Here is a 25159-nt window from a genome sequence, read left to right on the forward strand (position 1 = left end):
GAGGACTTCGGGTGAAACAGGTCGTTCAGAACTACAAGAGTGGCGAGCTGGCGCTGCTTGACGTGCCGGAGCCGGGGTGCAAGCCGGGCGGAGTGCTGGTCCGGAGCGCCTACTCGCTGATCTCCACCGGAACCGAGCTCATGAAGGTGTCCGAGGCCGGCATGTCGATGCTGGGCAAGGCGCGCTCCCGGCCGGACCAGGTGGCCAAGGTCGTGCAGAGCGTGGCCACCAACGGGGTGCCCGCCACCTACCGCAAGGTGATGGGCAAGCTGGACTCCTACACGCCGTTGGGCTACTCGCTGTGCGGGGTGGTCGAGCAGGTCGGCACCGGGATCGACGATGTGAAGGTCGGCGACCTCGTGGCCTGCGCCGGCAACGAGCACGCGCTGCACGCCGAGCTGAACTGGGTGCCGAAGAACCTCTACGCCCGGGTGCCGGACGGTCTCGCACCGCGGCACGCGGCCTTCGGAACCGTCGGGTCGATCGCGTTGCAGGGCGTCCGCCGCGGCGAGGCACAGCTCGGGGACGTGGCGCTGGTCATCGGCCTCGGGCTGATCGGGCAGTTGGTGGTGCAGTTGCTGGCGGCTTCGGGGGTCCGCGTCGTCGGGGCCGACCCCGACCCATTGCGCTGCGGACTCGCCGAGCGCCTGGGCGCGGCGGCCTGCGGCGATCCCGCGTCCGCGGCCGTGGAGACCGCCGTCGCCGAACTCACCGGCGGTCACGGCGTGGACCAGGTGTACCTGGCCGCCGGCGGCGGCAGCAACCAGCCCGTCGAGCTGGCCGCCAAGTTGAGCCGGGACCGCGGCCGGGTCGTCGACATCGGCAAGTGCCGCCTGGACCTGCCGTGGAACGCGTACTACGAGAAGGAGCTCGACGTCCGGTTCTCCCGCAGTTACGGCCCCGGGCGCTACGACCCGGAGTACGAACTCGAGGGACGGGACTACCCGATCGGCTATGTGCGCTGGACCGAGCGCCGCAACCTGGCGTGCTTCCTCGACCTCGCCGCCCGCGGACGCGTCGACGTGGAGCCCCTGGTGTCCCACGTGGCCGACTTCGACGACGCCGTCGAGACGTACCAGAGTCTGAAGGACGGCGCTCTGAAGGCCGTGGCGGTGTTGTTCCGGTACCCCGAAGGCGCGGGGGAGACGGAGGCGGCCGCCCCGGCGGTGGCCGTGCCCGCGGTGCCACGCGGCACCGGGGCGTCCGCCCCCGCCCGGCCCGCCAGGACGCCGGTGCGGATGGCGTTCGTCGGCGCGGGGAACTACGCGACGTCGATGCTGCTGCCGCACCTGACACAGCGCGACGGCGTCGAGTTGTCCACCGTCGTCACCACGACGGCGCTGTCCGCGGCCAACGCCAAGCGGAAGTTCGGATTCGCGAAGGCGACCACCGATCTCGACGCCGTGCTGGGCGACCCGTCCGTCGACGCGGTGTTCGTGGTCACCCGCCACAGTTCGCACGCCGAGCTGACCCGGAAGGCGCTGCTGGCCGGCAAGGCGGTGTTCGTGGAGAAGCCGCTGGCGCTCTCCGAGGACGAACTGGCCGGCGTGCTCGCGGCGGTGGAGGAGTCCGGCAACGACCGGCTGCAGGTCGGCTTCAACCGCCGGTTCGCGCCGCTGCTGCAGGAGGCCAGGAAGCGGTTCGGCGCCCGGACCGGGCCGGCGAGCCTCCGCTACCTGGTCAACGCGGGCCGGCTGGAGCACGGCAGCTGGTACCTCCAGCAAGGCACCGAGGGCTCGCGGTTCGCCGGCGAGGGCGGGCACTTCGTCGACACGGCGAGCTGGCTGCTCGATGCCGACCCGATCTCGGTGTACGCGCTCACCACACCCGGCAACGAGGACCTCCAGGTCGTGCTGCGCTACCCGGACGGGTCCACCGCCACCATCAGCTACGTCACCACCGGCCCGGCCGGCTTCCCCAAGGAGACGCTGGACCTGGTCGCCGACGGCCGCGCGCTGCGGCTCGACGACTTCGTCCGTGCCACCGTCTACGACGGCCGCCGCAGGCGATGGGTCAGTTCCCGGCTTCCCAAGGCCCGGGACAAGGGCCAGTCCGCCGAGCTGGCCTCGTTCGTCAAGGCCGTGCGGACCGGCGGGCCGATGCCGATACCGCTGGAGTCGCTGGCCACCACCACGGCGGCCACCCTCGCCGTGCAGTCCGGCCTGGCCGGCGGCGCGCCGGTGACGCTGGCGACGGCGCGATGACCATGAGCGCGGGCTGGTACCTGCGGCGGCTGTCCCGGATGGGACCGCGGGAGGTCGGCGGCCGGGTGGGCGACGCGGTGCGCAGGCGGCGGTGGCGGTCGGCACGGCCGGCCTGCCCGAGCGTGACCGGCGCCCGGTTCACCGCGGTCCTGCCCACAGGGGCGATCGCCGCCGTGCCACCGGACGCCGCCAAACGTCTCGTCGCCACGGCGGATCGGCTGATGGCCGGGCACGCCGAGTTCTTCGGGGTGGACCGCGACGACCTGGCCGACCCGGACTGGTGGTACGACCCGAAGACCGGGCGCCGGGCTCCGTGGGGCTACGCCTTCGACGTGCCGTACCGGAACGAGGACGTGGTCGGGGACATCAAGCAGATCTGGGAGCCGTCCCGGCATCAGTACCTCACCGTGCTCGCCGCCGCCTACGCGATCACCGGGGACGAACGGTACGCCGAGCGAGTGGCCGAGCACCTGCGGTCGTGGTGGACGGCGAACGCGCCGCTGCGCGGAGTGCACTGGACCAGCGGCATCGAGCTGGGGATCCGGCTGCTGTCCTGGGTGTGGATCCGCCGGCTGCTCGACGGCTGGCCGGGCGTGGCCGGGCTGTTCGAGGACAACCCGGCGGCACTCCACCAGATCTGGCACCACCAGCGCTGGCTGGCCGCCTTTCCCAGCCGGGGGTCCTCGGCGAACAACCACGTCATCGCCGAGGCCGCCGGGCAGTTCGCCGCGGCCTGCGCGTTCGGATGGTTCCCCTCCTCGGCGCGTTGGCGAGCCGACGCGCTGCGGTCGCTGGAGCGGCATCTGCGGAGCAACACCTTCGCCTCGGGCCTCAACCGCGAACTGGCCACCGAGTACCACGGACTGGTGCTGGAGCTCGGTCTGGCCGCGGTGGCCGAGGCGGACACCGCCGGCGTGCCGGTCCCGGCGTCGGTCCGGCTGGTGCTGCTGCGGATGACCGACGCGCTCGCGGCCGTCGTGGACAACCGGCTGCGGCCGCCGCGCCAGGGGGACGCGGACGACGGGCACGGTCTCGTCGTGGACGGCGCGGGCACCGACCGCTGGGCCTCGCTGCTGGCCACCGGGGACGCCGTGTTCGGTCGGCTCGCCTGGTGGCCGGCGGTGACCGGCACCGATGTGCGCACCCCGCTGCTGGCCTCGCTGATCCGGCCCACGGCACCGGCCGTGTCCCGCCCGGCGGGCCGGCCGGCCCATTTCGCCGACGCGGGCATGACCCTCCTGCGGGGTCCGGGCGAGATCTGGTGCCGCTGCGACGGCGGTCCGCACGGATTCCTGTCCATCGCCGCGCATGCCCACGCGGACGCGCTGGCCGTGGAGGTCCGGCACGACGGGGTCGACGTGCTCGCCGACCCGGGGACGTTCTGCTACCACGGGCAGCCCGAGTGGCGGCAGTACTTCCGGTCGACCCTCGGCCACAACACCCTGCAGGTGGAGGGCGGTGACCAGTCCGTCTCCGGCGGCCCGTTCCTGTGGACCCGGCACGCCCGCAGCCGCGTCCTGGTCGCGGACACGTCCGGCGCCTCCGGCGGGGGGACGACCCGCTGGTGCGCCGAGCACGACGGCTACCAGGGCACCGTGCACCGCCGCCGGGTGGAGCTGGCGGCCGCGAGCCGGGAGCTGAGGGTGGTCGACGAGGTGCGTGGCCCGCGCCGGGCCGTGCGCCTGGCGTTCCACCTCGGCCCGGCGATCTCCGTGGACCTCGTGGGGAGCCGGGCGGTGCTCACCTGGACCCGGGACGGCGAGGACCGCTCCGCGGCGCTCGACCTGCCCGAGCAGCTGACCTGGCGGGCGCATCGAGGCGAGAGCGACCCGCCGCTGGGCTGGTACTCCGCCGGCTTCGGGCGCAAGGAACCCGCCACGACGCTGGTCGGCGCCGGCTTTGCCGACGGCGTGGAGGGGTTCACCACCGTACTCGGGTTCCGCGGCTAGGGGGCTTCTGATGGATCTCCGTGGAGGAAGGAGCAGCGTCCGGTGCGTTCCCTCGTCGTGCCGGCCGGAAGTCCGCGTACCGGGCGTACTCGGGCTTCCGTCCGGCACGGCGCGTGGGGGCGCCTCCCACGTCCTCGGGGCGGTCGGGGAGCGTGCCGGACGTCGCGCCGCCGCGGAGATCCGTCGAGGGCTCCCCGGGGGAGGACGTGTGGGGATCAAGTGGCGGCACGGGGCGTTGCCGGCGGTCCTGCTGGCGCTGGCCCTGACGGCGGCGACCGGCTGTGACAGCACCCAGGACGCCCGGCCGAAGCCGACCGTCGCGCCGCCCACGTCCGTGGCCCGGGCGTGCGCCGAGCCCCCGGCCGGGCCGACGAAGGCGCCGGCGGGCGCGGTGACGGTCGACCCGGCAGTGGCCGGTGACCTGGCCGCGAAGACCAGGAACAGCCCCCCGAACACCACGTTCTGGCTTCGACCGGGCACGCACAGGCTCGAACCGGACCGCTACGCCCAGGTCATCCCCAAGGAAGGGGACACCTACCTCGGTGCGCCGGGCGCGGTGCTCGACGGCCGGAAGAGCAACCAGTACGCGTTCGGTGGCACCGCCCGCGACGTCACCATCCGCTACCTGACCGTGCAGGGTTTCGTCGCCCCGCACAACGAGGGCGTGGTCAACCACGACTCGGCCGACGGGTGGGTGATCGAGCACGCGACGATCCAGAACAACTCCGGCGCCGGGCTGATGGCAGGTGCCCGCCAGCAGGTCCGCGACAGCTGCCTGCGCGCCAACGGCCAGTACGGCATGAACGCGTACAAGGCCTCCGGCGTCATCAGCGGCCTGGTGGTCGAGGGCAACGAGATCGTGGGCAACAACAGGGACAACTGGGAGCGGCGGCAGCCGGGCTGCGGCTGCGCCGGAGGCGTCAAGTTCTGGGCCGTGGACGGCGCCGACGTACGGGGCAACTGGGTGCACGACAACCATGGCCCGGGGTTGTGGGCGGACACCAACAACAACGACTTCCGCATCGAGGACAACGTGCTCGATGCCAACGACGGTGCCGCGCTGATCTACGAGGCCAGCTACAACGCGGTCATCCGGAGGAACACGATCCGGCGGAACAACTGGGTCGAGGGCCGCAGGCACGCCGAACTCGGCGACAACTTCCCGTTCGCCACCGTCTACGTGTCCGAGTCCGGCGGCGAACCACGGATAAGGGCCCGCACGGACAAGATCGAGATCTACCGGAACGTGCTGGAGAACAACTGGTCCGGAATCACCCTGTGGGAGAACGCCGACCGGTTCTGCAACAGCCCGGCCAACACCTCCTCCGGCACCTGCACGTTGCTGGTGAAGAACACCGCCCGCTGCGCACAGCCGGCGATCGCCACCGCACCGCTCTACGCCGACTGCCGGTGGAAGACCCAGCGGGTGGACATCCATGACAACCGCTTCGTGCTGGACAAGTCCGTCGTCGACTGCACCGTGAAGTGCGACCGCATGGCGGTGCTGGCCAACTACGGCACCTATCCGGACTGGTCGCCGTACCAGGGCGAGCGGGTGGCCGAGGCCATCACCCGCAAGCAGCACAACCGCTGGCACGACAACGTCTACATCGGACCATGGACGTTCGTCGCCCAGGACCCGAGCCGGACACTGGACTCCGGGCAGTGGCAGGGCACGCCGTACCAGCAGGACGCGGGCAGCACCTTCCGGGCACGGGGCGGTGGTTGAGATGGCCACGGACCACACGCCGAAGATCGTCGGAGCGGCCTGGGGGCTGCTGATCCTCAACACGCTCGGCTCCGCCGGCGCGAAGACCATCGTCCCGCTGCCCCGCTCCCTCATCCAGATGGCCACGATGGGCGCGCTGGTCGCCGCGTTCGCGCTGGCGCTCGCGGTCAATCCGCGGCTGCGCGTCCGGCCCAACGCCTACGTCTTCCTGCTCACCCTGCTGCTGGTGCCCAGCGTGATCTCCAGCGTGAACCTGGAGTCCGGGTTCGGCGCGCTGTTCCGCTGCGTCCGGCTGGCTCTCTTCATCGGCACGCTGTGGCTGCTCAGCCGCTGGTGGGACGGCGGCCTGACGTTCGTCCGGCACCACATCCGGCTGTACTTCGTGGTCCTCGGGTCGGTGGCCGCCGGCGCGATCATCTCACCGGGTGCCGCCATGCCCGACCTCTACGGCGGGCGGCTGGTCGGCGCGTTGTGGCCGCTCACCCCACCGCAGATCGGACAGTACGCGGCAGTGATCATCGGGCTTGCCGTGCTGCTCCTCCTGGGACGCCGGACCAACGGGGGCAGCGCGGCTCTGGTCATCGTGCCGGCCCTCGTCCTGCTCGCGCTGACCCATACCCGGACGGCCACGATCGGCCTGCTCGTCGGGCTGTCGTTGGCGATCGGCTCGCTCCTGCTGACCAGCGCCGCCGCCCGCCGGTTCTTCACCTGGGCGGTGCTCACCGCCGCCGTGGCGGCGGTGGGGTTCGGCTCCGCGCTGCAGGCGTGGTTCCTGCGCGGGCAGAGCCAGGAGAACTTCAGCAGCCTCACCGGTCGGGCCAAGGTCTGGGACGCCCTGCTGGCGGCACCCCGGACGACCCCGGAATACCTGTTCGGCGCGGGCCTGGGCGACAAGTCCTTCGGCGGGCTGCCGATCGACAACAGCTGGCTGGCCGTCTACAACGAGCAGGGCATGACCGGCGTCGCCCTGGTTGCGGCGATCATCATCGTGCTCGGCGGTGTCGCGCTGCTGCGTCCACCGTCACTGCAGCGGGCCTGCGCGATCTTCCTGATCAGCTACTGCGCGATCGCGTCGTACACCGAGGCCGGGCTGGGCGACGCGTCGCCGTACCTGCTGCATCTGGCCGTGGCCGCCTCGCTGCTGGCGGCACCTGCCACGGCCGGCCCCCTCGCGACACCCCACGTTCCTCGACGACGCGCCCCACGATGGGCCCGCAGATCGGAGGTGACCTGAGCATGCACGTCCTCGTGGTGCACAACCGCTACGCCTCGGCACAGCCGAGCGGCGAGAACAAGGTCGTCGACCAGGAGGTGGCGCTGCTGCGCGGAGCCGGCCACCGGGTCGAGCTGTTCGAGCGGCGCAGCGACGACATCGCCGCCCGGTCCCTGCCGGGCAAGGCCGCGGTACCGCTGCTGGTTCCGTGGAACCCGGGGGTCCGCGCGGAACTCGCCGCCCGGCTCCGCACCGAGCGACCGGACGTGGTGCACGTCCACAACGTCTTCCCGCTCCTGTCACCGGCGGTGCTGGCCGCCTGCGCCGACGCCGGCGTGCCCGCCGTCGCCACGCTGCACAACTACACGCAGGTCTGCCCGCCCGGCACGCTGCAGCGGGACGGCCGGCCGTGTACCGAGTGCGTCGGGTCCTCGCCGCTGCCCGCCGTCCGGCACGGCTGCTACCGGAACTCCCGGCTGGCGACGGTGCCGCTCGCGGTCAGCCTGTCGGTCAACCGGCGGCGGTGGTGGTCCGGCGTGGAGCGGTTCTTCTGCATCTCCGCGGCGCAGCGCCACGTCCTGGTGCGGGCGGGCATGCCGGCCGAGCGGCTGGCGGTGAAGCACAACTTCGTGCCCGAGCCGGGCGTCCGTCGAGCGGGCGCCGGCGAGCACCTGCTCTACCTCGGCCGGCTCGCGGAGGCCAAGGGCGTGCGCCTGCTCATGGCCGCATGGGACGAGATCACCGCCGGCGGCGGTGTGGGCGTGCCGCTGGTGATCGCCGGCGCGGGGCCGCTGGAGCGAGAGGTGTCCGCCTGGGCGGCGGGCCGGGACGACGTGCGGTACGTCGGCCTGTACGACCCGGCGCAGTGCCGGCAGGCCATCGCGCGGTCGGTCGCCGTGGTGGCTCCCTCCACCTGGCTGGAGGCGTTCGGCCTGGTGGCCGTGGAGGCGATGGCGGCGGGGGTCCCGGCCGTCGCCGCCGGTCACGGCGCCTTCGTGGAACTGGTCGAGGACGGGGTGACCGGGCTGTTGCACCAGCCGGGCGAGTCCGCCTCGCTGGCGTCCTGCCTGCGCCGGATCACGGCCGAGCCGGCCGGCAACCGGGCGATGGGCCAGGCGGCCCGGCGCCGCTACGAGCAGGACTTCAGCCCGGACGTCGGGCTGGAGCGCCTGGTGGACGGGTACCGCACCGCGATCGCGGGTCGGTCCGGCGGCGGGGACCCCCTGCCGCCGGTAGGGGACACACACACTGGCTCGTGGCGGGAGCAGCCGCGCGAGCGGGATGGGGGCAGTAGATGACACGATGCCGACTCTGCGGCTCGGCGGCGCTGGAGAGCGTCGTCGATCTTGGGGCGACCCCGCCCTGTGAGAGCTTTCTCGCCGCGGACCAACTCGACCGGCCGGAGCCGACGTACCCGCTGCACCTGCGGGTCTGCACGGACTGCTGGCTCGCACAGATCCCTCCGCTGATCACGCCGGAGGAGACGTTCACGCAGTACGCGTACTTCTCCTCCTACTCGACCTCCTGGGTGGAGCACGCACGCACGTTCGTCGCCGACGCCGTGCAGCGGCTGGACCTCGGCACCGACGCCTTCGTGGTCGAGGTCGCGAGCAACGACGGGTACCTGCTGAAGCACATGGTGGACCGCGGGATCCGCTGCCTCGGCATCGAGCCCTCGGTGAACGTCGGCGCCGCGGCGCGGGACGCGGGTGTGCCCACGCTCACCGAGTTCCTGGACCCGGACGTCGGCGCCGGCGTCCGCGCCGAGCACGGCCCGGCGGACCTGGTCGTGGCCAACAACGTGTACGCGCACATCCCCGACGTGGTCGGGTTCACCCGGGGGCTGCGCGCCCTGGTCGCCGACGACGGCTGGGTCTCCATCGAGGTGCAGCACCTGCTGACCCTGATCGAGGAGAACCAGTACGACACGATCTACCACGAGCACTTCCAGTACTACACGGTCGCGTCCGCGGCCCGGGCGCTGGCGAGCGGCGGACTCGCGCTCGTGGACGTCGAACTGCTGCCCACGCACGGCGGCTCCATCCGGCTGTGGGCGCGTCCGACCGAGGTCGCCGGCGAGCCGGCCCATGGGCTGTCCCCTGCTCCGGAAGCCCCTCCCGGCCGAAGGCAGGGGGATGAGCCGGGAGCGTGGGGAAGGGTGGCCGACGTGCTGGACCGGGAGAAGGCCGCCGGGCTGCAGGAGCTGTCCGGGTACACCGAGTTCTCCGCCCGGGTGGCCAAGGTGCGCCGGGACCTGCTGCGGTTCCTCATCGAGGCGGCCGACCGCGGCGAGACGGTCGTCGGCTACGGCGCCCCGGGCAAGGGCAACACCCTGCTCAACCACTGCGGCATCCGGCCCGACCTGCTCCCCTACACGGTCGACCGCAACCCCTACAAGCACGGCAGGTTCACGCCGGGCACCCGCATCCCGATCCTGCCACCCGAGCGGATAGCCGCCGACAGGCCGGACTACGTCCTCGTCCTCCCGTGGAACCTGCGGGCCGAGCTGGTCGAGCAGTTGGCCTTCGTGCACGACTGGGGCGGCCGGCTGGTCTTTCCCATACCGGAACTGAGCATTGTCGAGGTCAAGTCATGAAGGTCGTACTGTTCTGCGGCGGCTACGGGCTGCGCATGCGCAACGGAACCTCCGACGACGTGCCCAAGCCGATGGCGATGGTCGGCCCGCGACCACTGATCTGGCACGTCATGCGCTACTACGCGTACTACGGGCACACGGAGTTCATCCTGTGTCTGGGGTACGGGGCCCACCACATCAAGGACTTCTTCCTCAACTACGAGGAGACCACGTCCAACGACTTCGTGCTGCGGGGCGGGCAGACCGAGCTGCTGTCCACCGACATCGCCTCCTGGACGATCACGTTCGTGCAGACGGGCATCGAGTCACCGATCGGGGAGCGACTGCGCCGGGTCCGGCACCACCTGGACGGCGACGAGATGTTCCTCGCCAACTACGCCGACGTGCTGACCGATGCCCCCCTGCCGGAGATGATCGACCGGTTCGCCCGGCGCGACGCCGGTGCGTCGATGCTGGTGGTGCCGCCGCAGTCCTCGTTCCACTGCGTGGACCTGGGCGATGACGGCCTGGTGGGGGGCATCACCGCGGTGAGCGAACTGCCGCTGTGGGAGAACGGTGGCTACTTCGTGCTCCGCCAGGAGGTCTTCGACCACATCCCGGAGAACGGCGACCTGGTCGCCGACGGATGCACCCAGCTGGCCAAGCGCGGACGGCTGGTGGCGCACCAGCACCGCGGCTTCTGGAAGCCGACCGACACCGTGAAGGAGCGGGCCGCTCTCGACGAGGCCTATTCCCGGGGCGACCGCCCGTGGGCCGTGTGGGAACGGGACGGCGTGCCGGCGGGCGCGACCGGTGGCGGGTTCGGCTCCGGAGCAGGGGCGTGATCCGGCTCGGGGCCGGGCGCCCGGACCGGATCGTCGCGGTGGGCGCGCACTGCGACGACATCGCCATCGGCGCCGGTGGCACGCTGCTGACGCTGTGCCTGGCGCGGCCGGGTGTCCGCGTCGACGCGCTGGTGCTCTCCGGCGGTGGCAGCGAGCGGGAGCAGGAGGAGCGGGCCGCGCTTGCCGCCTTCTGCCCGGGTGCCGACCTGCGGCTGACCGTGCTCAAGCTGCCGGACGGCCGGCTGCCGGCGCACTGGGAGGAGGCCAAGGCCGCGGTCGAGGAGCTGCGCGGGCAGACCGAACCGGATCTCGTGCTGGCCCCGCGCACCGATGACGCGCACCAGGATCACCGCGGCCTGGCGCAGCTCATACCCACCGCGTTCCGCGACCACCTCGTACTCGGCTACGAGATCGTCAAGTGGGACGGCGACCTCGGCCGTCCGACGGCGTACCAGCCGCTGTCGCCGGAGGTCGCCGAACGCAAGGTGCGGCTGCTGCAGGAGCACTACCCCTCGCAACGGCACCGGCCCTGGTACGACCGGGAAGCCTTCCTCGGGCTGGCCCGGATCCGCGGCATCGAAAGCCACGCGCGCTACGCCGAGGCGTTCGCCGTCACCAAACTCACTCTCGATCTGGGGGAATGAACCTTGCGCGTACTGCTGACCGGGCACCAGGGCTACCTGGGCACCGTGATGGCACCCGTCCTCGCGGCCGCCGGGCACGAGGTCGTCGGGCTGGACGCCGGCCTGTTCGCCGACTGCGTGCTGGGCCCGCCGCCCGCGGACCCGCCGGGGACGCGGGTGGACCTGCGCGACGTCACGGCCGAACACGTGGCCGGGGTGGACGCCGTGGTGCATCTGGCCGCCCTGTCCAACGACCCGCTGGGAGCGCTGGCGCCGGAGCTCACCTACGACATCAACCACCACGCGTCCGTGCGGCTGGCCCGGCTGGCCCGCGACGCCGGAGTGCGGCGCTTCCTGTACGCGTCGACCTGCTCGGTCTACGGCGCCGCCGGCGGGGACGACCTGGTGGCCGAGGACGCCCCGCTGCGCCCGGTGACGCCGTACGCGGAGTCCAAGGTGCGGGTGGAGGACGGCCTGCACGCGCTCGCCGACGGCGACTTCAGCCCGGTGTTCATGCGCAACGCCACCGCCTTCGGCTACTCGCCCCGGCTGCGCGCCGACATCGTGCTGAACAACCTGGTGGGCCACGCCCTCCTCTCCGGTGAGGTGCTGGTGCTCTCCGACGGCACCCCCTGGCGCCCGCTGGTGCACGCCGCCGACATCGCGCGGGCCTTCGCGGCCGCGCTGGTCGCGCCGCGGGAAGCGGTGCACGACCGGGCGTTCAACATCGGCAGCGAGACCAACAACGTCACGGTCGCCGAGATCGCCGAGCAGGTCGCCGAGGCGGTCACCGGCTCGCGGGTGGTGATCACCGGGGAGACGGGTGCCGATCCGCGGTCCTACCGGGTGGACTTCTCCCGGTTCCGCGCCGCGGTGCCCGGCTTCGACTGCGAGTGGACGGTGAAGCAGGGCGCGCTCGAACTCGCCGACGCCTACCGGAAACACGGGCTGACCCGGGACGACTTCGAGCGGCGCTTCACCCGGCTGGCCGTGCTGCGCGCGGCGTCCGACGCCGGCACCGTCGACGACACCCTGCGGCGGCGCCGATGAGCGCGGCCGGCGAGGAGATGTACGCGCTGGTGGAGCGGTTGTACCCGCTGTGCCGGAGCATCACCGGCGACGGGGTGCGGGCCACCCTGGAGATCGTCGGCGAGTACGTCCCGCTGCAGGTGCACGAGGTACCGACCGGGACCCGGGTGCTCGACTGGACGGTGCCGCAGGAGTGGAACATCCGGGACGCGTACATCGCCGACACCGCCGGCAACCGGGTCGTCGACTTCGCCGCGTCCAGCCTGCACGTGCTCGGCTACAGCGTGCCGGTGTCGGCGACCATGCCGCTGGCCGAACTGCGAGGGCACCTGCACACCCTGCCGGACCACCCGGCCTGGGTGCCGTACCGCACCAGTTACTACAAGCCGGAATGGGGCTTCTGCCTGGCCCAGGAGACCTTGGACGCCATGCCGGACGGCGAGTACGAGGTGTGCATCGACTCCACCCTCGCCGACGGCCACCTCACCTACGCCGAGCACGTGGTCCCCGGGCAGGTCACCGACGAGGTGATCGTCTCCTGTCACGTCTGCCACCCGTCGCTGGCCAACGACAACCTGGCCGGCATCGCGGTGGCGACGTTCCTGGCCCGGGCGCTGGCGGAGCAGACACCGTGGTACACCTACCGGTTCCTGTTCGCGCCCGGCACGATCGGGGCGATCACCTGGCTGGCCCGCAACGCGGAGCGGGTGACCGGGGCATCCCCCGCTCGTGGGGGTCCCCCCGCGCGCACGACGCCGAGCGAGGGGGAGGAACCGGGAGCCGGGGGGAGGGTCAGGCACGGACTGGTGCTGGCCTGCGCCGGCGACCCGGGCCGGCTGACGTACAAGCAGAGCAGGCGTGGCGACGCGGAGATCGACCGGGTGATGCGGCACGTCCTGCTCGCCTCCGAGCGCCCGCACCACGTCACCGAGTTCACTCCGTACGGCTACGACGAGCGGCAGTTCTGCTCGCCCGGGTTCGATCTCGGCGTGGGCTCGCTCAGCCGGACCCCGTACGCCGGCTACCCCGAGTACCACACCTCGGCGGACAACCTGGACTTCGTCCGGCCGGAGGCGATGGAGGACACGCTCGCCCTGTGCCGCGAGGCATTCACCGTGCTGGACCGCAACCGGCGGTACGTCAACCTCAGCCCCTACGGCGAACCACAGCTGGGCCGGCGCGGGTTGTACGACTCGCTCGGCGGCCGCAGCGACGCGAAGCAGGCCCAGATGGCGATGCTCTGGGTGCTCAGCCTCTCCGACGGCGAGCACGGTCTGCTGGACGTCGCCGAGCGGTCCGGGCTGCCGTTCGACACCGTCGCCACCGCGGCCGGCGCCCTGGAGGGCGCCGGACTGATCAAGGCATGACGCCGATGACCACCGAGGGGGAGAAGGCGCCGGCGGCGCCGGCCGGAACCGCCCGGCGGAGCGCCAAGCGGGCCGTCGTCGGCCGGCTGTCCTGGGGGCTGGCGGACCAGGCGGCCTCCAGCATGACCAACTTCGCGGTGGGGATCTACGTGGCCCGCTCGCTCGGGCTGGCCGCGTTCGGCGTGTTCAGCCTGGCCTGGGTGACCTACGGCGTGGTGCTCAGCGTCTCCCGCGGGCTGGCCACCGACCCGCTCGTGGTGCGCTTCAGCGGCGTCTCGGACGCCTCCTGGCGCGGGGCGGTGGCGCGGTCGTCGGGTACCGCGCTCGGCGTCGGTGCCGCCATCGGCGCGGCGTGTCTGGTGGCCGGGCCGGCTCTCGGCGGCCGTGTGGGGCCCGCGTTCGCCTGCCTTGGCGTCATGCTGCCGGGGCTGCTGCTGCAGGACGCCTGGCGGTACTCGTTCTTCGCCGCCGGCACCGGCCGGAAGGCGTTCGTCAACGACCTCGTGTGGGGCGTGGCGCTCGTCCCGGCCATGGTGCTGGCGGCCCGCGTGGGCAGCGTGCCCGCTTTCGTGCTGGCCTGGGGCGCGTCCGCCGCGGTGGCCGCGGTCTACGGCTGCTTCCAGTCCGGGATCCGGCCCCGCGTGAGCGGAGTGCGCGAGTGGCTTCGCGAGCACCGCGACCTCGGCTACCGGTACCTGGTCGAGAACGTCAGCACCAGCGGCGCGAGCCAGCTGCGGGCGTACGGGCTCGGGGCGATCGCCGGGGTCGGCGCGGTGGGCGCCGTCCGGGGCGCCGAGCTCCTGCTCGGCCCGTTCCTCGCCGTGCTGATGGGGCTGTCGCTGGTCACCGTCGCGGAGGCGGCACGGGTGCTGCGGCGGGCCCCGCACCGGCTGGGCCCGTTCTGTCTCCTGCTGGGCGGCGGCCAGGCAGCCGCGGCGCTGCTCTGGGGCGCGTCGCTGCTGCTGATGCCGGACCGCGCCGGCGAGTTCGTGCTCGGGGACGTCTGGCACTCCGCCTCCGGACTCATCGTGCCGGCCACGCTCGGCGTGGCCGGCGCCGGCCTCGGCACCGGCGCGGCGGCCGGGCTGCGCGCACTCGCCGCGGCCCGGCGCAGCCTGCGCAGCCAGCTCTTCGCCTCCGCCTGTTACGTCGCCGGCGGGCTCGGCGGGGCAGCCGTGGCCGGCACGGTCGGCTCGGCCTGGGGCGTCGCCGCCGCGACCGTCGGCAGCTCGGCCGTGTGGTGGCTGCAGTTGCGCTCCGCCCTGCGCGAGCGCCACCAGAACCCGATCAGTGAAGTGAGGACGTCATGACCACCCAGCCCCGGCTGAGCATCGGCCTGCCCGTGTACAACGGCGAGGAGTACCTCGCCGAGTCGCTCGACGCCCTGCTCGGCCAGACCTACGAGGACTTCGAGCTGGTCATCTCGGACAACGCCTCGACCGACGGGACCCAGGACATCTGCCGCCGGTACGCTGCGCGGGACTCGCGCATCCGGTACCTCCGGCTGCCCCGGAACATCGGCGCCGCGCCGAACCACAACTACGTGTTCACCGAGTGCCGCGGCGAGCTGTTCAAGTGGGCCTCGCACGACGACCTGTACGCCCGGGACCTGCTGCGGCGCTGCGTCGAGGCACTGGACGAGCGGCCGGACGTGATCCTCGCGCACAGCGGCCAGGCGGTCATCGACGGCGACAGCCAGGTGAAGGTCCCGTACGCGTACGGGCTCGCCACCGACTCGCCGCACGCCCCGGAGCGCTTCCGCAGCCTGCTGTTCGAGCCCGGCGGCGACGACTTCTACGGGGTGATGCGGGCCGACGTGCTGCGCCGGGTGAAGCCGCACGACAGCTACCACCACGCGGACCGCACGTTCGTCGCCGAGATCACCCTGCACGGGCCCTTCCACCAGGTGCCGGAGCTGCTGTACTTCCGCCGCGACCACCCCACCCGCGCCGAGCGGGCGAACCCCGGCAAGCGCTCCCGGTGCGTCAACCTGGACCCGCGCCGGGCCGGCCTGCTGCACCCGACGCCCCGGCTGCTCGCCGAGTACGTCTGGGGCTTCGTCTCGGCGATCCGGCGGGCACCGTTGTCCCCCGCGGACCGGCGCGCCTGCCACCGCCACCTGGCCGCGTGGATGACCAGCCGGGTCCGGCCGGGCGCCGGCGAGCGGGTCGAGGACCGCGCCCCGGTCGACCCGGCCCTGCACCGCGTCTCCGTCGACGCCCTCGTCGCCGGCCGTGAGGGGAGGCGGGCATGACGTCCGAGGACGGAACCCCGGTGCGCGTCGGGGTGTTCGGCCTGCTCGGCTCCGGCAACCTCGGCAACGACGGGTCACTGGAGGCCGTGCTCGGCTACCTCCGCGCCGAGCACCCGGAGGCGGTCGTGGACGCGCTGTGCGGCGGACCCGAGGTCGTCACGACCCGGTACCGGATCCCCGCGACACGGCTGCACTGGTACCGCGGGGAGTACCGGACGGCGTCCAGGGTGGGCGCGATGGCGGCCAAGGGGCTGGGCAAACTCGTCGACGCCGCCCGCACCGCTGCCTGGGTGCGCCGGCACGACGTGGTGATCGTGCCGGGGATGGGCGTGCTGGAGGCCACGCTGCCGCTGCGGCCGTGGGGCTTCCCGTACTCACTGTTCCTGCTCTGCGCGGCCGGCCGGCTGTTCGGCACCCGGGTCGCGCTGGTCAGCGTCGGCGCCGCCGCGATCGGCAGCCGGCCGACCCGGACCCTGGTGCGCTGGTCGGCGCGGCTGGCCACCTACCGGTCGTACCGGGACGCCCTGTCCCGCGACGCGATGCGGGAGATGGGCGTGGACACGGCGCGGGACGAGATCTACCCGGACCTCGCCTTCGCCCTGCCGGCGCCGCCGGCGAGCGCGCCCTCGGGTCCGCAGGGCCCGGTCTGCGTCGGTGTCATGGCCTTCCACGGCGGCAACGACGACCGTGCCCGGGCCGAGGAGATCCACCGGCGCTATCTCGACGGGACGATCCGCTTCGTCCGCACACTCGTCGAGGACGGCAGGACGGTCCGGCTGCTCACCGGCGACGAATGCGACGGGCCGGTGGTCGCCGCGATCCTCGACGCGGTGGACTCGCCGCTGGTCACCGCCTCCGGGGCGGCCTCGCTGGCCGACCTGATGAAGGAGGCGGCGGCCGCCGACACCGTGGTGGCGACCCGCTACCACAACCTGGTCTGCGCGCTGAAGGTCGGCACGCCGACGCTCGCGCTCAGCTATGCGGCGAAGAGCGACGCGCTCATGGCCCGGATGGGGCTGGACGCGTACTGCCACCCGGCGCGCGAGGTCGACGCCGACCGGCTGCTGGAGCAGTTCCGGGCGCTGGAGAAGCGATCGGCGGAGGTGCGGCGGACCCTCACCGAGCGGAACCTGGTCGCCGCCCGGCGCCTGGAGCACCAGTTCAGCGCCTTGACCGCGGCCCTCTTCCCGGCGGCCGACCACACCCACACCCATGCCCTGCGGGAGGCTCCATGAAAGCGCTCGATGTCCCGGCGATCGCCGGCGCGTACCTGTTCGAGCCCACGCCGTACACCGACGAGCGCGGCTTCTTCTGCCGCACCTTCGACGCCGACGTGGTCCGCTCGGTGGGACTCGACCCGGACGCCTTCGTCCAGGACAGCGTGTCCCGCTCGGTCCGGGGCGTGCTGCGCGGTCTTCACCTGCGCTCCGGCGCCGGCGAGGCCAAGCTGGTGCGGTGCTCGTACGGGAGGATCTTCGACGTCGTCGTGGACCTGCGGACGGACTCGCCGACATACCGCAACCGGGCCTTCTTCGAGCTGTCCGACGAGACACAGGTGACCCTGCACGTCCCGGCGGGATGCGCGCACGGCTTCCAGGCTCTGACCGAGACCGCCGACGTCTCGTACCGGATCGACCGCCCGCACGATCCGGCCGAGGACGTGACGATCGCCTTCGACGACCCTGAGCTGGCCGTTCCCTGGCCGCTGCCGGTCACATCGATGTCCCAGCGGGACCGGGAGGCGCCGAGCCTCGCCGAGGTCCTGCAGCGAAACGAGAGTTGAGGACGGCGTGGACGCCAAAGCCACCGAAGAGCTCCTCCTGCCCCGGTCTCGGAGGGCGAACGAGCGGCTGCACGCCATGATCCCCGGGGGCGCGCACACCTACGCCAAGGGCGACGACCAGTATCCCGAGGACCTGGCCCCGGTCATCAGCCACGGCCACGGTGCCCACGTCTGGGACGTCGACGGCAACCGCTACATCGAGTACGGCTCCGGCCTGCGGTCGGTCAGCCTCGGCCACGCCCACCCCCGCGTGACCGAGGCAGTGCGACGGGAACTCGACCGCGGCAGCAACTTCGTCCGGCCGTCCGTCGTGGAGATCGACGCCGCGGAACGCTTCCTGGCCACGGTGCCGACCGCCGAGATGGTGAAGTTCGCGAAGAACGGCTCCGACGCCACCACCGCCGCGGTGCGCCTGGCCCGCGCCGCCACCGGCCGCCCGCGGGTGGCCGTCTGCGCCGACCATCCGTTCTTCTCCGTCGACGACTGGTTCATCGGCACCACGCCGATGTCCGCCGGTGTTCCGGCAGCGACCCGCGAGCTCACCGTGGCGTTCCCCTACGGGGACCTGGCCGCCACGGAGGAGCTGCTCACCCGGTACCGGGACGAGGTCGCCTGCCTGATCCTCGAACCCGCCACCCACACCGCCCCTTCCCCGGGCTCCGAACTCGGTTCGAGCAGGAAAGACCCCACGTCCGCGTACCTCGCCGGCCTGCGCGAGCTGGCCCACCGGCACGGCTGCGTACTGATCTTCGACGAGATGATCACCGGCTTCCGCTGGTCCGAGGCGGGCGCCCAGGGCCTGTACGGCGTCGTCCCCGACCTCTCGACGTTCGGCAAGGCGCTGGGCAACGGGTTCGCCGTCTCCGCGCTGGCCGGGCGCCGCGAACTGATGGAACAGGGCGGACTGCGTCACTCCGGCGACCGGGTGTTCCTGCTGTCCACCACACACGGAGCGGAAACGCACTCCCTGGCAGCGATGATGGCCGTGCTCACCACCTACGCCGAAGAGGGCGTCACCGCGCGGCTGCACGCCCTCGGCGAGCGGTTGGCCGCCGGTGTCCGCGAAGCCGCGGACGGCATGGGCGTCGGCGACCACGTCATCGTCCGGGGCCGGGCCAGCAACCTGGTCTTCGCCACCCTCGACGAGAACCGGCAGCCGTCGCAGCAGTACCGCACCCTGTTCCTGCGCCGGCTCCTCGCGGGCGGAGTGCTGGCCCCGTCGTTCGTGGTGAGCAGCGCACTCGGCGAAGCCGACATCGACCGCACCGTCGACGTGGTGGCCCAGGCGTGTGCGGTCTACCGGAAGGCACTGGACGCCGCCGACCCCACCCCTTGGCTGGGCGGACGACCGGTGAAGCCCGTGTTCCGCCGCCTGGCGTGACCTGACGTCAGCGGGGCTCCCGCCGACCGGCGTCGGCCGGCCGATCGGCCGGCTGGTCGGCCAGCCGGTCGGCCAGCCGGTCGACCAGCCACGCGGTCGCCGGTGTCACCGCCAGCGCGGTGCACCAACCGCCCAGGACGTCGGTCGGGTAGTGCGCCCCCAGGGCCACCTGCGCCCAGCCCATGGCGGCGCCGGCCACCAGCGCCGCGGCGAGCACGAGCGACCCGCCGGCCGTCCCGCCGAGGCCCAGCCGGCCGGTCACGAGCAGCGCCACCACGAGGGCGAGCGCGGTGGCGAAGGCGGTGTGCCCGCTCGGGTAGGACAGACTCCCGTCGTGGATGGTGCGTCCCACCAGGGTCTTGAGCAGCGTCGCCGTCCCCACCGCCGTGCCGGCACCGGCGACGACGAGCACAGCGGCGCGAGGGCGCCGAAGCAGCAGGCAGCCCGTCACGGCGACCACGACCAGCGCCGCCGCTCCCGCGGGCTCCCCCAGGAAGTCCAGGGCCAGAGCGACGTGCCTCCATGTCGGCCCCGGACCGTCCACCACCGCCGAGATCCGCGCGTCCACCCTGCCGGGCCGGCTGTCGTCGGCATACAGGACCCCGAGCACGACGACCACCAGCGCGGCGAGGGCCGCATTCAGCCCGAGCCACACGCGCAGGGACGGGGGCAGCACCGCGGGCGCCGGCCGGCCGGTCACACGCCCGCCGCTGCCGGCCGCCCCACGGTGCTGTACCGCGGTCGGTGGACGATGTTCCCGATCTTGCTCCGTCGAGGCAGGGTGCGCGTGCGCCCCTCCGTCCGACTGGTGGGCAGTCATGGATCAGCGGCTTCCCGTCTCCCCTGCTCCCGGCCCTCCCGAAGAGTGCCCGGAGCCTGCTGTCGGTGCCCTTCGTGTCCACCGTGCGCGGCATCGTCGGTTCCGGGCCTCCCCTCCCGGCCTGCTCCGGCCGAGCGCCCCAGGGCCACCGACACCGGCCGGCGTGACCTCCGGTTTCTGCCGGCCCCCACCAACGAGGCCCCCTCGTGTACGGCACGGCCCGCGCGGGAGCCATCAGCCCGTGCAACCCCGAGGCGCCGACCTGCCCGCACCCTGGCCAAGGGCACCGCGATCAGTCTCTCCTTGCCACCCTAACCAACAATGCGGTCCCGGCACACCGCCGTCGGAGAGTCCGGTGGCGTCATCCACGACACATCACGATCTCGGCCTCGACGACACTCCTTGGCGCCGTCCACTCCGACCACGCAGTGCAATTCGCCTCCTGGGCCTTCACCGAACGCGCCAGCTCCTCCACAACCGCCGGCACCGACACTCAGTGCTCGGCATGCTCACCCCGACCGAGTACGAACTCCGTACAACACGAGCAGCCTGAAACCAAGCGAGCGACTCTACGGAAGTCGGGGCACATCAGGAACTCCACGAATCCGGGATCGGCTCATCAACACCGACTCGCCGCACTCCACCCTCCTCATGCCGATCGGCGTGACACGACAGGAACCGATGGCACGTCGGCTGTTCAGCGGACCGGCAAGGCTGCGACACGATGGAACCGGTGACATCCGCATGGCCGACCTCAGCCATTTGGGTGACTGGACGAGCACCGTCGAGCCTGCCACGCTGACGGGCGCAAGGAGAGGCGGCCAGGCCGCACCGGGCAGCCGCTGTCGCCTGTACGACCGGACGGGACCTACAGAACGGTGATGCGCGTGGCGACGAAGGAGCAGTACGAAAAAGTCATTCTGAAAGCGGAGATCCAGGGCCTCAACGCGCTGTCGAAGCAGGAAATCGACATGCTCAGGCGTCTCGCCCAGCAGGCGGGAACGATGGGGAACCGGGTCAGGAACCTTCTCAGGTAGGGGTCGTCACCGAGAGCCGCAGCAGGGAGCACTTTCATGGGACTGTTCGGATCGAGAGAATCGCTCAACCTTGAAGAGCCGGGCCACGTCGAGATCGCCGACCATGTCAGGACGCGCGTTCCCGATGTCGGTGAGCACTTCCTGGACTTCATCGGCGTCGGCAGAGATCAGTTGACACCCCATATCGATGCGCTCCGCACGGGGAACGGGTGGGTGCCCACCGGCGCGCTCCGCCCGTACGGGTTCAAGAAGCTCAACAACGGCCCACTGGCATTCCTTAACATGATGGTTTCATATGACCACATCACGATGTCGGTCTGGGCGAGCTTCGGGCTGCGCGGCGGCGACAAGCGGACGGTCGAATCCACGGTAACCCGGGTCATGGAAGAGCAAGGTCATGCCGCAGCGGCCACCTGGGCCCTCGTCGCGCGCCCGAACACCCGGCTGGATCTTGAGTTCCTGGGGGAATCGCTGATCTCCCGCTGGGACGAATCCGTCAGCACGATTCGGAACGGCGACGTCATCAAGGCGTTCAAGAAGTGGAAGAGCGCCGTCTGAGAAGCCCGGATTCGTCGCGTGGCCCCACACAACTTGACGATCACGCCAAATACCCACTCGGCCGGGGCGCGCTGGCACGGCTCGAAGCTCTCCCGAACCCCGGCTGACCAGCACGTTCCCGCCCCTGCAAGCAGCACCACCCGACCGGAGCCGTGGAACCCGGCGCCCACCCGACGCGACAGCCGGGCCATCAGCCTGGTCACCACCAGCCTGAACAGCCGCAACGGCCCGCCGAAGAACCAGCGGACCGTCACGTAGGATCGAGGCTAGGAAACGCAATTGGCGGCGTCGTCGCCTTCCAGTGCACCTCCGCTCGAAGTCAGGACGCCAACTCCGTCGGGGTCCGGCATGGTGACGTTGCTGTTGTTGATCACAACCTGGCTCTTGGTGGCAACGCCGCCCAACTTGTAGGAGAGGGTCGTCGCCCCACCGAATTCCAGGGTGGGCGCCTGGCGTACCCACTGCCCCCAATAGCAGGGCAAGATTTCCATCGTATTGGTTTCCGATACGGTGTTGGACTTGGAATAGCTGTGACCATATGTTTCGGTCAGCGTGATGTCCACCGCATTGAAGAGGGTCGTCTTCGCGCTGACGGAAGTAGTGTAGGTGTCAGTCGTGGTCGTTGTGTCAGACCAGGTGATGGCCTGGCGCGCAGAAGTGGGGTTGAGGTTCACCACTTTGTCCCCGACGGCGTGCGGAGACGTATAGCCGTTGGTCATGCTGGTCTTTTCCCATGTGACGGCACAGTCGGTGCCCGAGATCTTCCAAGCAGGCGGCAGGGCCATCCAGTTCAGGTGCTGCTCTATGCAGTCATTCAGCGCGTCTGCAGAGCCAACGGGTGAATCGAGGGCGTCGATCGTACTGACAGGCACGGTTGCTGCTTCTGCTGGAACTGCTTGCAGGGCCAGTACGCCCGAAAAAGCAGCCGTAACGGCGGGGACGGCGAGACGCCGGAGTCGGATCATGGGACTACCCTTCTTTTCGGAATGTGGCAGAGCGTCCATTGGCGACATCTGGACGCATGACTGCTACCCGATTGAATGCGAGCACTTGATCGGGTGACACGCCAGGTCCAGAGGAATCCATGGAAGCTGTTCGCTGATTTTCGAAGGATTCGCTGCACTGCACTGCGAGAGCAAGGATTGGGCGCTCTCGATCAACTGTCGCGCAATGTGGTATCGACGTCCCCTTCTGCGATCAGATACGTGAGACCGATGCGATCCGTCGAGGCCGAAGCCTTTGGCGTGCATTCAACGTAGACCCCAACTTCTCTTGCATGCAAGGCAGTTGAGGAAGAGTTGAGAGATCTAACCCATTCACAGCTTCCTCACAGTTTACTGATTCTAAATTCAAGTTCTCGCCCCGCGGTCCCGAAATTCTCGTCATGTCCGCGTTTTCCAGGGCGGTGCGCCTTGATCAACACCGTTGCGTCTACTGATCTTTGAGACTGAGACGACACAGCAGGCGGCTCCAGCGCTGCCTTCTCCTGGAAATACAACTCGCAGGCACTCGACGGACGCACAGCCGCCACGAACAACCAGGCCAACTGGGTCGGCGACGGCTGGTCCCTGGAACCCGGCTACGCCGCTGCCGCTCGTTCAGGTGCAGCCGTATCAGCTCAGACTGGGACAGGGCCATCGTGTACTCCTCGTGGTTGAACAGGCTGTTCACCACGGAGAGTTACGCGGTGGCCCGCCTCCTGTTCAGGGAGCGGGACTCACCCGTCGAAGTGCGCCCCGGACAGACGTCCGCGCACAACCAGCCGCTGATCCCGTACACCACAACGAGGGCCGCCATCTCGGGGCGTATGCCGAGGTGTTCCAGGAGATGCGGCGGGGCATCAGCGATCCACTCGCCGACCGCGAGCAAGGAGGTCACTCCGGCCAGCACCGCGCACGCGGTCAGCGCGAGCACGACCACCAGAGCGTGCCGCACGCCGCGCGGATCTCGCGGATCGGGCACCTCGCTCAGCCGCTCCGGCAGGCCCGGGACCTCCTCGGGCACGACCCCGGGATGACGGCGGAGTCGGTCAAAGGCAGGCGGGATCGGGGATGACGCGTCGGCGGGCACGGTCTTCCACCCGGATCACGGGACGCCGAGAACTCCATGATCTTGGAAGCCGTGCCTGTCACGTTCCCGGGACCCCACCGAGCGAGCAGATCATCACGAACCGGAAGTCAAGCAACTACGCCGGAGCCCTGCGTAGTGGAGTTCAGTCGCTCTCGGAAGTGGTGCGTTCCCGCCCTGCGCCGCGTACCGGGATGCCTCCACATCGCATCCGTGCACCGTCAGCGGGGCCGGCCCGGTCGGCGGCAGTGCCGTCCGGACCGCTTCCAGAGCTGCCCCGGGGAAGGCCGGGTGGGCGGTGCCGCAGCAGGCACCAGGTCAAGAGCCGGCGGGCGTGGCCCCGCGAAGGTCCTTGGGCCGCAGGTCCACCCAGTGGGTGTCGATGTACTCGACGCACTTCTGGCGCGGGGCTGCGTCGAGTACGGTCCGCCATCCGGCGGGCACGTCGATCGCGCTTGGCCACAGAGAGTACTGCTCCTGGTCGTTGGCCAGTACCAGATACGTTCCGCGTGCGTCCTCGAAGGGGTTCGTCATCCCTCAACCTTGTTCTTCCGCTGGGATGTGGGTGGATCCGGCGACGGGACCCGCCGTGATCGCTGGTCCACTGCCCGGGCGCTGACAGTGATCTCGCCGGGCCGGGCGTGCGCGCGGGCCTCACGGCGATGCAGGACGGCCGCGAGCCGCGCCGGCAGACGAGGGTGACCGCCCGGGCGGACGGCGTGGTCAGCCGGCCGACTTGAGCCAGGCGTCCTGGAAGCTGCGCCGGGCCCTGTGGAGGCGCGAGCGAACCGTGCCGACGGGGACGCAGAGGGTGGCGGCCATCTCCTGCTCGTCCATGCCGTAGACGGCCCGCAGGGTGAGGATCTCCCGGTGGTGGGCGGGGAGCCGGTTCATCACGTCCGAAATGTGCACGGTGATGAGTGGGTTGGCGTCCTGCGCCACCTCGGGGAGCCCGTCGGAGGGACCTGGGCCGACCCGCTTCGTCGTCCGTACGGCCTCCCGGATCGTCACGGCCTTGACCCAGCCGTAGAAGGCGGTCGGCTCGCGCAGCCCGCGAAGGCCCTGGTAGATCGCGAGCATCGCCTCCTGGGCGGCGTCGGAACTGTGCCCGCGTGCGATGCGCAGGCAGAGCCGTCCGACGAAGGGGGCGATGTGGCGGAGGAGGTCGTTCATGGCTCTGCCGTCCCCGGATTGTGCGCGCGGCAGCAGAACCGTGACGGCAGAGGGACCTGGATCCTTCGTCGTTCTCACTACAGGACGCACCCTACTCGAAGCCGAACGGGCCGGGTTCCGGCCGAACTCATGCTCTTTGCGGTGGGGCTTTCGTATGGCCCACACCCGATGACGCGGAATCACGGTCCCAGTGAAACGGGATCGCCCTGAGCCTTTCAAGGCACGGAGCGTGCCTTGGGCGTATCCCGGTCCCCGTGGCACCGTCGGGGCCACCCGCCCTATCCTGACCAGCGACGGCGACCGGGGCATCCGCTCCTGGGACAACGTCATGCATGGGTCATGCGGCGCATGGTGGGCGCGCGGGTGACCGCCGGCAGGCAATCCATGGGAAGTCCGTTCCCGGAAAAACCCGGGAAACCCGGGAAAGCAGACAGGGGAATGGCCAAATGGAGCGCAGAAGCGCTCCTCGCGACCTACGACTCCCTACAAGGGCATCCGCCGTTCCCTTCCCACAGCCGAGCCGAGAAGTCATCGCCCACATTTCCCCTGCCG

23 protein-coding genes are annotated in these 25159 nt (G+C 71.2%); 18 read left to right on the top strand and 5 right to left on the bottom strand.

Going from position 1 to position 25159, the window contains the following annotated elements; translation table 11 throughout:
- The first annotated feature begins 11 nt into the window (after positions 1-11).
- From I3F54_RS01010 to I3F54_RS01080, 15 genes are all read left to right on the top strand, one after another.
- Complete coding sequence (locus tag I3F54_RS01010; protein ID WP_240116566.1) at positions 12-2204, top strand: bi-domain-containing oxidoreductase; 2193 nt, start codon at positions 12-14, stop codon at positions 2202-2204.
- Positions 2201-4153 (top strand): alginate lyase family protein, encoded by a 1953-nt coding sequence (locus I3F54_RS01015; protein ID WP_240116567.1) that lies wholly within the window; start codon positions 2201-2203, stop codon positions 4151-4153. The genes I3F54_RS01010 and I3F54_RS01015 overlap by 4 nt, the downstream gene beginning before the upstream one ends.
- Before the next feature lie 208 nt (positions 4154-4361).
- Positions 4362-5882: a right-handed parallel beta-helix repeat-containing protein gene (locus I3F54_RS01020; RefSeq protein ID WP_240116568.1), complete on the top strand. Its 1521-nt coding sequence runs from the start codon at positions 4362-4364 to the stop codon at positions 5880-5882.
- Position 5883: 1 nt separating this feature from the next.
- Positions 5884-7116 (top strand): O-antigen ligase domain-containing protein, encoded by a 1233-nt coding sequence (locus I3F54_RS01025; protein ID WP_240116573.1) that lies wholly within the window; start codon positions 5884-5886, stop codon positions 7114-7116.
- Positions 7117-7118: 2 nt separating this feature from the next.
- On the top strand, positions 7119-8393 hold the full coding sequence (locus tag I3F54_RS01030; protein WP_240116574.1) for a glycosyltransferase: 1275 nt from the start codon (positions 7119-7121) through the stop codon (positions 8391-8393).
- On the top strand, positions 8390-9691 hold the full coding sequence (locus I3F54_RS01035; RefSeq protein ID WP_240116576.1) for a class I SAM-dependent methyltransferase: 1302 nt from the start codon (positions 8390-8392) through the stop codon (positions 9689-9691). The genes I3F54_RS01030 and I3F54_RS01035 overlap by 4 nt, the downstream gene beginning before the upstream one ends.
- Positions 9688-10515: a glucose-1-phosphate cytidylyltransferase gene (locus tag I3F54_RS01040; RefSeq protein WP_240116577.1), complete on the top strand. Its 828-nt coding sequence runs from the start codon at positions 9688-9690 to the stop codon at positions 10513-10515. Before I3F54_RS01035 ends, I3F54_RS01040 begins: the two co-directional genes overlap by 4 nt.
- Positions 10512-11159, top strand: coding sequence for a PIG-L deacetylase family protein (locus I3F54_RS01045; RefSeq protein ID WP_240116578.1), 648 nt, complete (start codon positions 10512-10514; stop codon positions 11157-11159). Before I3F54_RS01040 ends, I3F54_RS01045 begins: the two co-directional genes overlap by 4 nt.
- Before the next feature lie 3 nt (positions 11160-11162).
- Positions 11163-12188: an NAD(P)-dependent oxidoreductase gene (locus I3F54_RS01050; protein ID WP_240116579.1), complete on the top strand. Its 1026-nt coding sequence runs from the start codon at positions 11163-11165 to the stop codon at positions 12186-12188.
- Positions 12185-13534, top strand: coding sequence for a DUF4910 domain-containing protein (locus I3F54_RS01055; RefSeq protein WP_240116580.1), 1350 nt, complete (start codon positions 12185-12187; stop codon positions 13532-13534). The genes I3F54_RS01050 and I3F54_RS01055 overlap by 4 nt, the downstream gene beginning before the upstream one ends.
- Entirely contained in the window at positions 13531-14844 is a 1314-nt protein-coding gene (locus I3F54_RS01060) for a hypothetical protein (protein ID WP_240116581.1), read from the top strand. The genes I3F54_RS01055 and I3F54_RS01060 overlap by 4 nt, the downstream gene beginning before the upstream one ends.
- The gene (locus I3F54_RS01065; protein ID WP_240116582.1) at positions 14841-15788 is read left to right on the top strand and encodes a glycosyltransferase family 2 protein; all 948 of its coding nucleotides are present in this window, start codon (positions 14841-14843) and stop codon (positions 15786-15788) included. Before I3F54_RS01060 ends, I3F54_RS01065 begins: the two co-directional genes overlap by 4 nt.
- Entirely contained in the window at positions 15785-17023 is a 1239-nt protein-coding gene (locus I3F54_RS01070) for a polysaccharide pyruvyl transferase family protein (RefSeq protein ID WP_240116583.1), read from the top strand. Before I3F54_RS01065 ends, I3F54_RS01070 begins: the two co-directional genes overlap by 4 nt.
- Positions 17020-17571, top strand: coding sequence for a dTDP-4-dehydrorhamnose 3,5-epimerase (gene rfbC, locus I3F54_RS01075; RefSeq protein WP_240116584.1), 552 nt, complete (start codon positions 17020-17022; stop codon positions 17569-17571). Before I3F54_RS01070 ends, rfbC begins: the two co-directional genes overlap by 4 nt.
- A gap of 7 nt (positions 17572-17578) precedes the next feature.
- Positions 17579-18952, top strand: coding sequence for a glutamate-1-semialdehyde 2,1-aminomutase (locus I3F54_RS01080; protein WP_308372972.1), 1374 nt, complete (start codon positions 17579-17581; stop codon positions 18950-18952).
- A 7-nt stretch (positions 18953-18959) separates the two neighbouring features.
- On the opposite strand, the gene I3F54_RS01085 is transcribed toward I3F54_RS01080, so the two are convergent.
- The gene (locus I3F54_RS01085; RefSeq protein ID WP_240116586.1) at positions 18960-19652 is read right to left on the bottom strand and encodes a phosphatase PAP2 family protein; all 693 of its coding nucleotides are present in this window, start codon (positions 19650-19652) and stop codon (positions 18960-18962) included.
- Between the two features lie 1007 nt (positions 19653-20659).
- Here I3F54_RS01085 and I3F54_RS01090 point away from each other — a divergent pair.
- From I3F54_RS01090 to I3F54_RS01100, 3 genes are read left to right on the top strand one after another with little or no spacing between them, the layout of a single operon-like run.
- A complete protein-coding gene (locus I3F54_RS01090) occupies positions 20660-20809 on the top strand; it encodes a hypothetical protein (RefSeq protein ID WP_240116587.1) in 150 nt (49 codons plus the stop codon).
- A 36-nt stretch (positions 20810-20845) separates the two neighbouring features.
- On the top strand, positions 20846-21367 hold the full coding sequence (locus tag I3F54_RS01095; RefSeq protein ID WP_240116588.1) for a hypothetical protein: 522 nt from the start codon (positions 20846-20848) through the stop codon (positions 21365-21367).
- 18 nt (positions 21368-21385) lie between these two features.
- Positions 21386-21625 (top strand): hypothetical protein, encoded by a 240-nt coding sequence (locus I3F54_RS01100; protein WP_240116590.1) that lies wholly within the window; start codon positions 21386-21388, stop codon positions 21623-21625.
- A gap of 8 nt (positions 21626-21633) precedes the next feature.
- Here the strand turns inward: I3F54_RS01100 and I3F54_RS01105 are convergent, their stop codons facing one another.
- The 4 genes from I3F54_RS01105 to I3F54_RS01120 form a co-directional block, all read right to left on the bottom strand.
- Entirely contained in the window at positions 21634-22332 is a 699-nt protein-coding gene (locus tag I3F54_RS01105) for a hypothetical protein (RefSeq protein ID WP_240116591.1), read from the bottom strand.
- A gap of 715 nt (positions 22333-23047) precedes the next feature.
- Positions 23048-23371 carry a transposase family protein gene (locus I3F54_RS01110; RefSeq protein ID WP_240116592.1) on the bottom strand — a complete coding sequence of 108 codons (324 nt, stop codon included), beginning with the start codon at positions 23369-23371 and terminating at the stop codon, positions 23048-23050.
- 381 nt (positions 23372-23752) lie between these two features.
- The gene (locus I3F54_RS01115; RefSeq protein WP_240116594.1) at positions 23753-23968 is read right to left on the bottom strand and encodes an MbtH family protein; all 216 of its coding nucleotides are present in this window, start codon (positions 23966-23968) and stop codon (positions 23753-23755) included.
- Positions 23969-24157: 189 nt separating this feature from the next.
- Complete coding sequence (locus tag I3F54_RS01120; RefSeq protein WP_240116595.1) at positions 24158-24607, bottom strand: RNA polymerase sigma factor; 450 nt, start codon at positions 24605-24607, stop codon at positions 24158-24160.
- Positions 24608-25159 lie beyond the last annotated feature (552 nt).

Origin of the sequence: Streptomyces sp. MUM 2J (assembly GCF_022414535.1) — a bacterium.
In the GTDB taxonomy this organism is placed as follows: domain Bacteria; phylum Actinomycetota; class Actinomycetes; order Streptomycetales; family Streptomycetaceae; genus Streptomyces.

Coding starts and splice junctions, on each gene's coding strand:
- I3F54_RS01030 (WP_240116574.1), top strand. CDS start 7,119: ATGCACGTCCTCGTGGTGCACAACCGCTACGCCTCGGCACAGCCGAGC.
- I3F54_RS01105 (WP_240116591.1), bottom strand. CDS start 22,332: ATGATCCGACTCCGGCGTCTCGCCGTCCCCGCCGTTACGGCTGCTTTT.
- I3F54_RS01095 (WP_240116588.1), top strand. CDS start 20,846: ATGGGACTGTTCGGATCGAGAGAATCGCTCAACCTTGAAGAGCCGGGC.
- I3F54_RS01060 (WP_240116581.1), top strand. CDS start 13,531: ATGACGCCGATGACCACCGAGGGGGAGAAGGCGCCGGCGGCGCCGGCC.
- I3F54_RS01065 (WP_240116582.1), top strand. CDS start 14,841: ATGACCACCCAGCCCCGGCTGAGCATCGGCCTGCCCGTGTACAACGGC.
- I3F54_RS01070 (WP_240116583.1), top strand. CDS start 15,785: ATGACGTCCGAGGACGGAACCCCGGTGCGCGTCGGGGTGTTCGGCCTG.
- I3F54_RS01015 (WP_240116567.1), top strand. CDS start 2,201: ATGACCATGAGCGCGGGCTGGTACCTGCGGCGGCTGTCCCGGATGGGA.
- I3F54_RS01120 (WP_240116595.1), bottom strand. CDS start 24,607: ATGAACGACCTCCTCCGCCACATCGCCCCCTTCGTCGGACGGCTCTGC.
- I3F54_RS01055 (WP_240116580.1), top strand. CDS start 12,185: ATGAGCGCGGCCGGCGAGGAGATGTACGCGCTGGTGGAGCGGTTGTAC.
- I3F54_RS01040 (WP_240116577.1), top strand. CDS start 9,688: ATGAAGGTCGTACTGTTCTGCGGCGGCTACGGGCTGCGCATGCGCAAC.
- I3F54_RS01025 (WP_240116573.1), top strand. CDS start 5,884: ATGGCCACGGACCACACGCCGAAGATCGTCGGAGCGGCCTGGGGGCTG.
- I3F54_RS01115 (WP_240116594.1), bottom strand. CDS start 23,968: ATGACGAACCCCTTCGAGGACGCACGCGGAACGTATCTGGTACTGGCC.
- I3F54_RS01035 (WP_240116576.1), top strand. CDS start 8,390: ATGACACGATGCCGACTCTGCGGCTCGGCGGCGCTGGAGAGCGTCGTC.
- rfbC (WP_240116584.1), top strand. CDS start 17,020: ATGAAAGCGCTCGATGTCCCGGCGATCGCCGGCGCGTACCTGTTCGAG.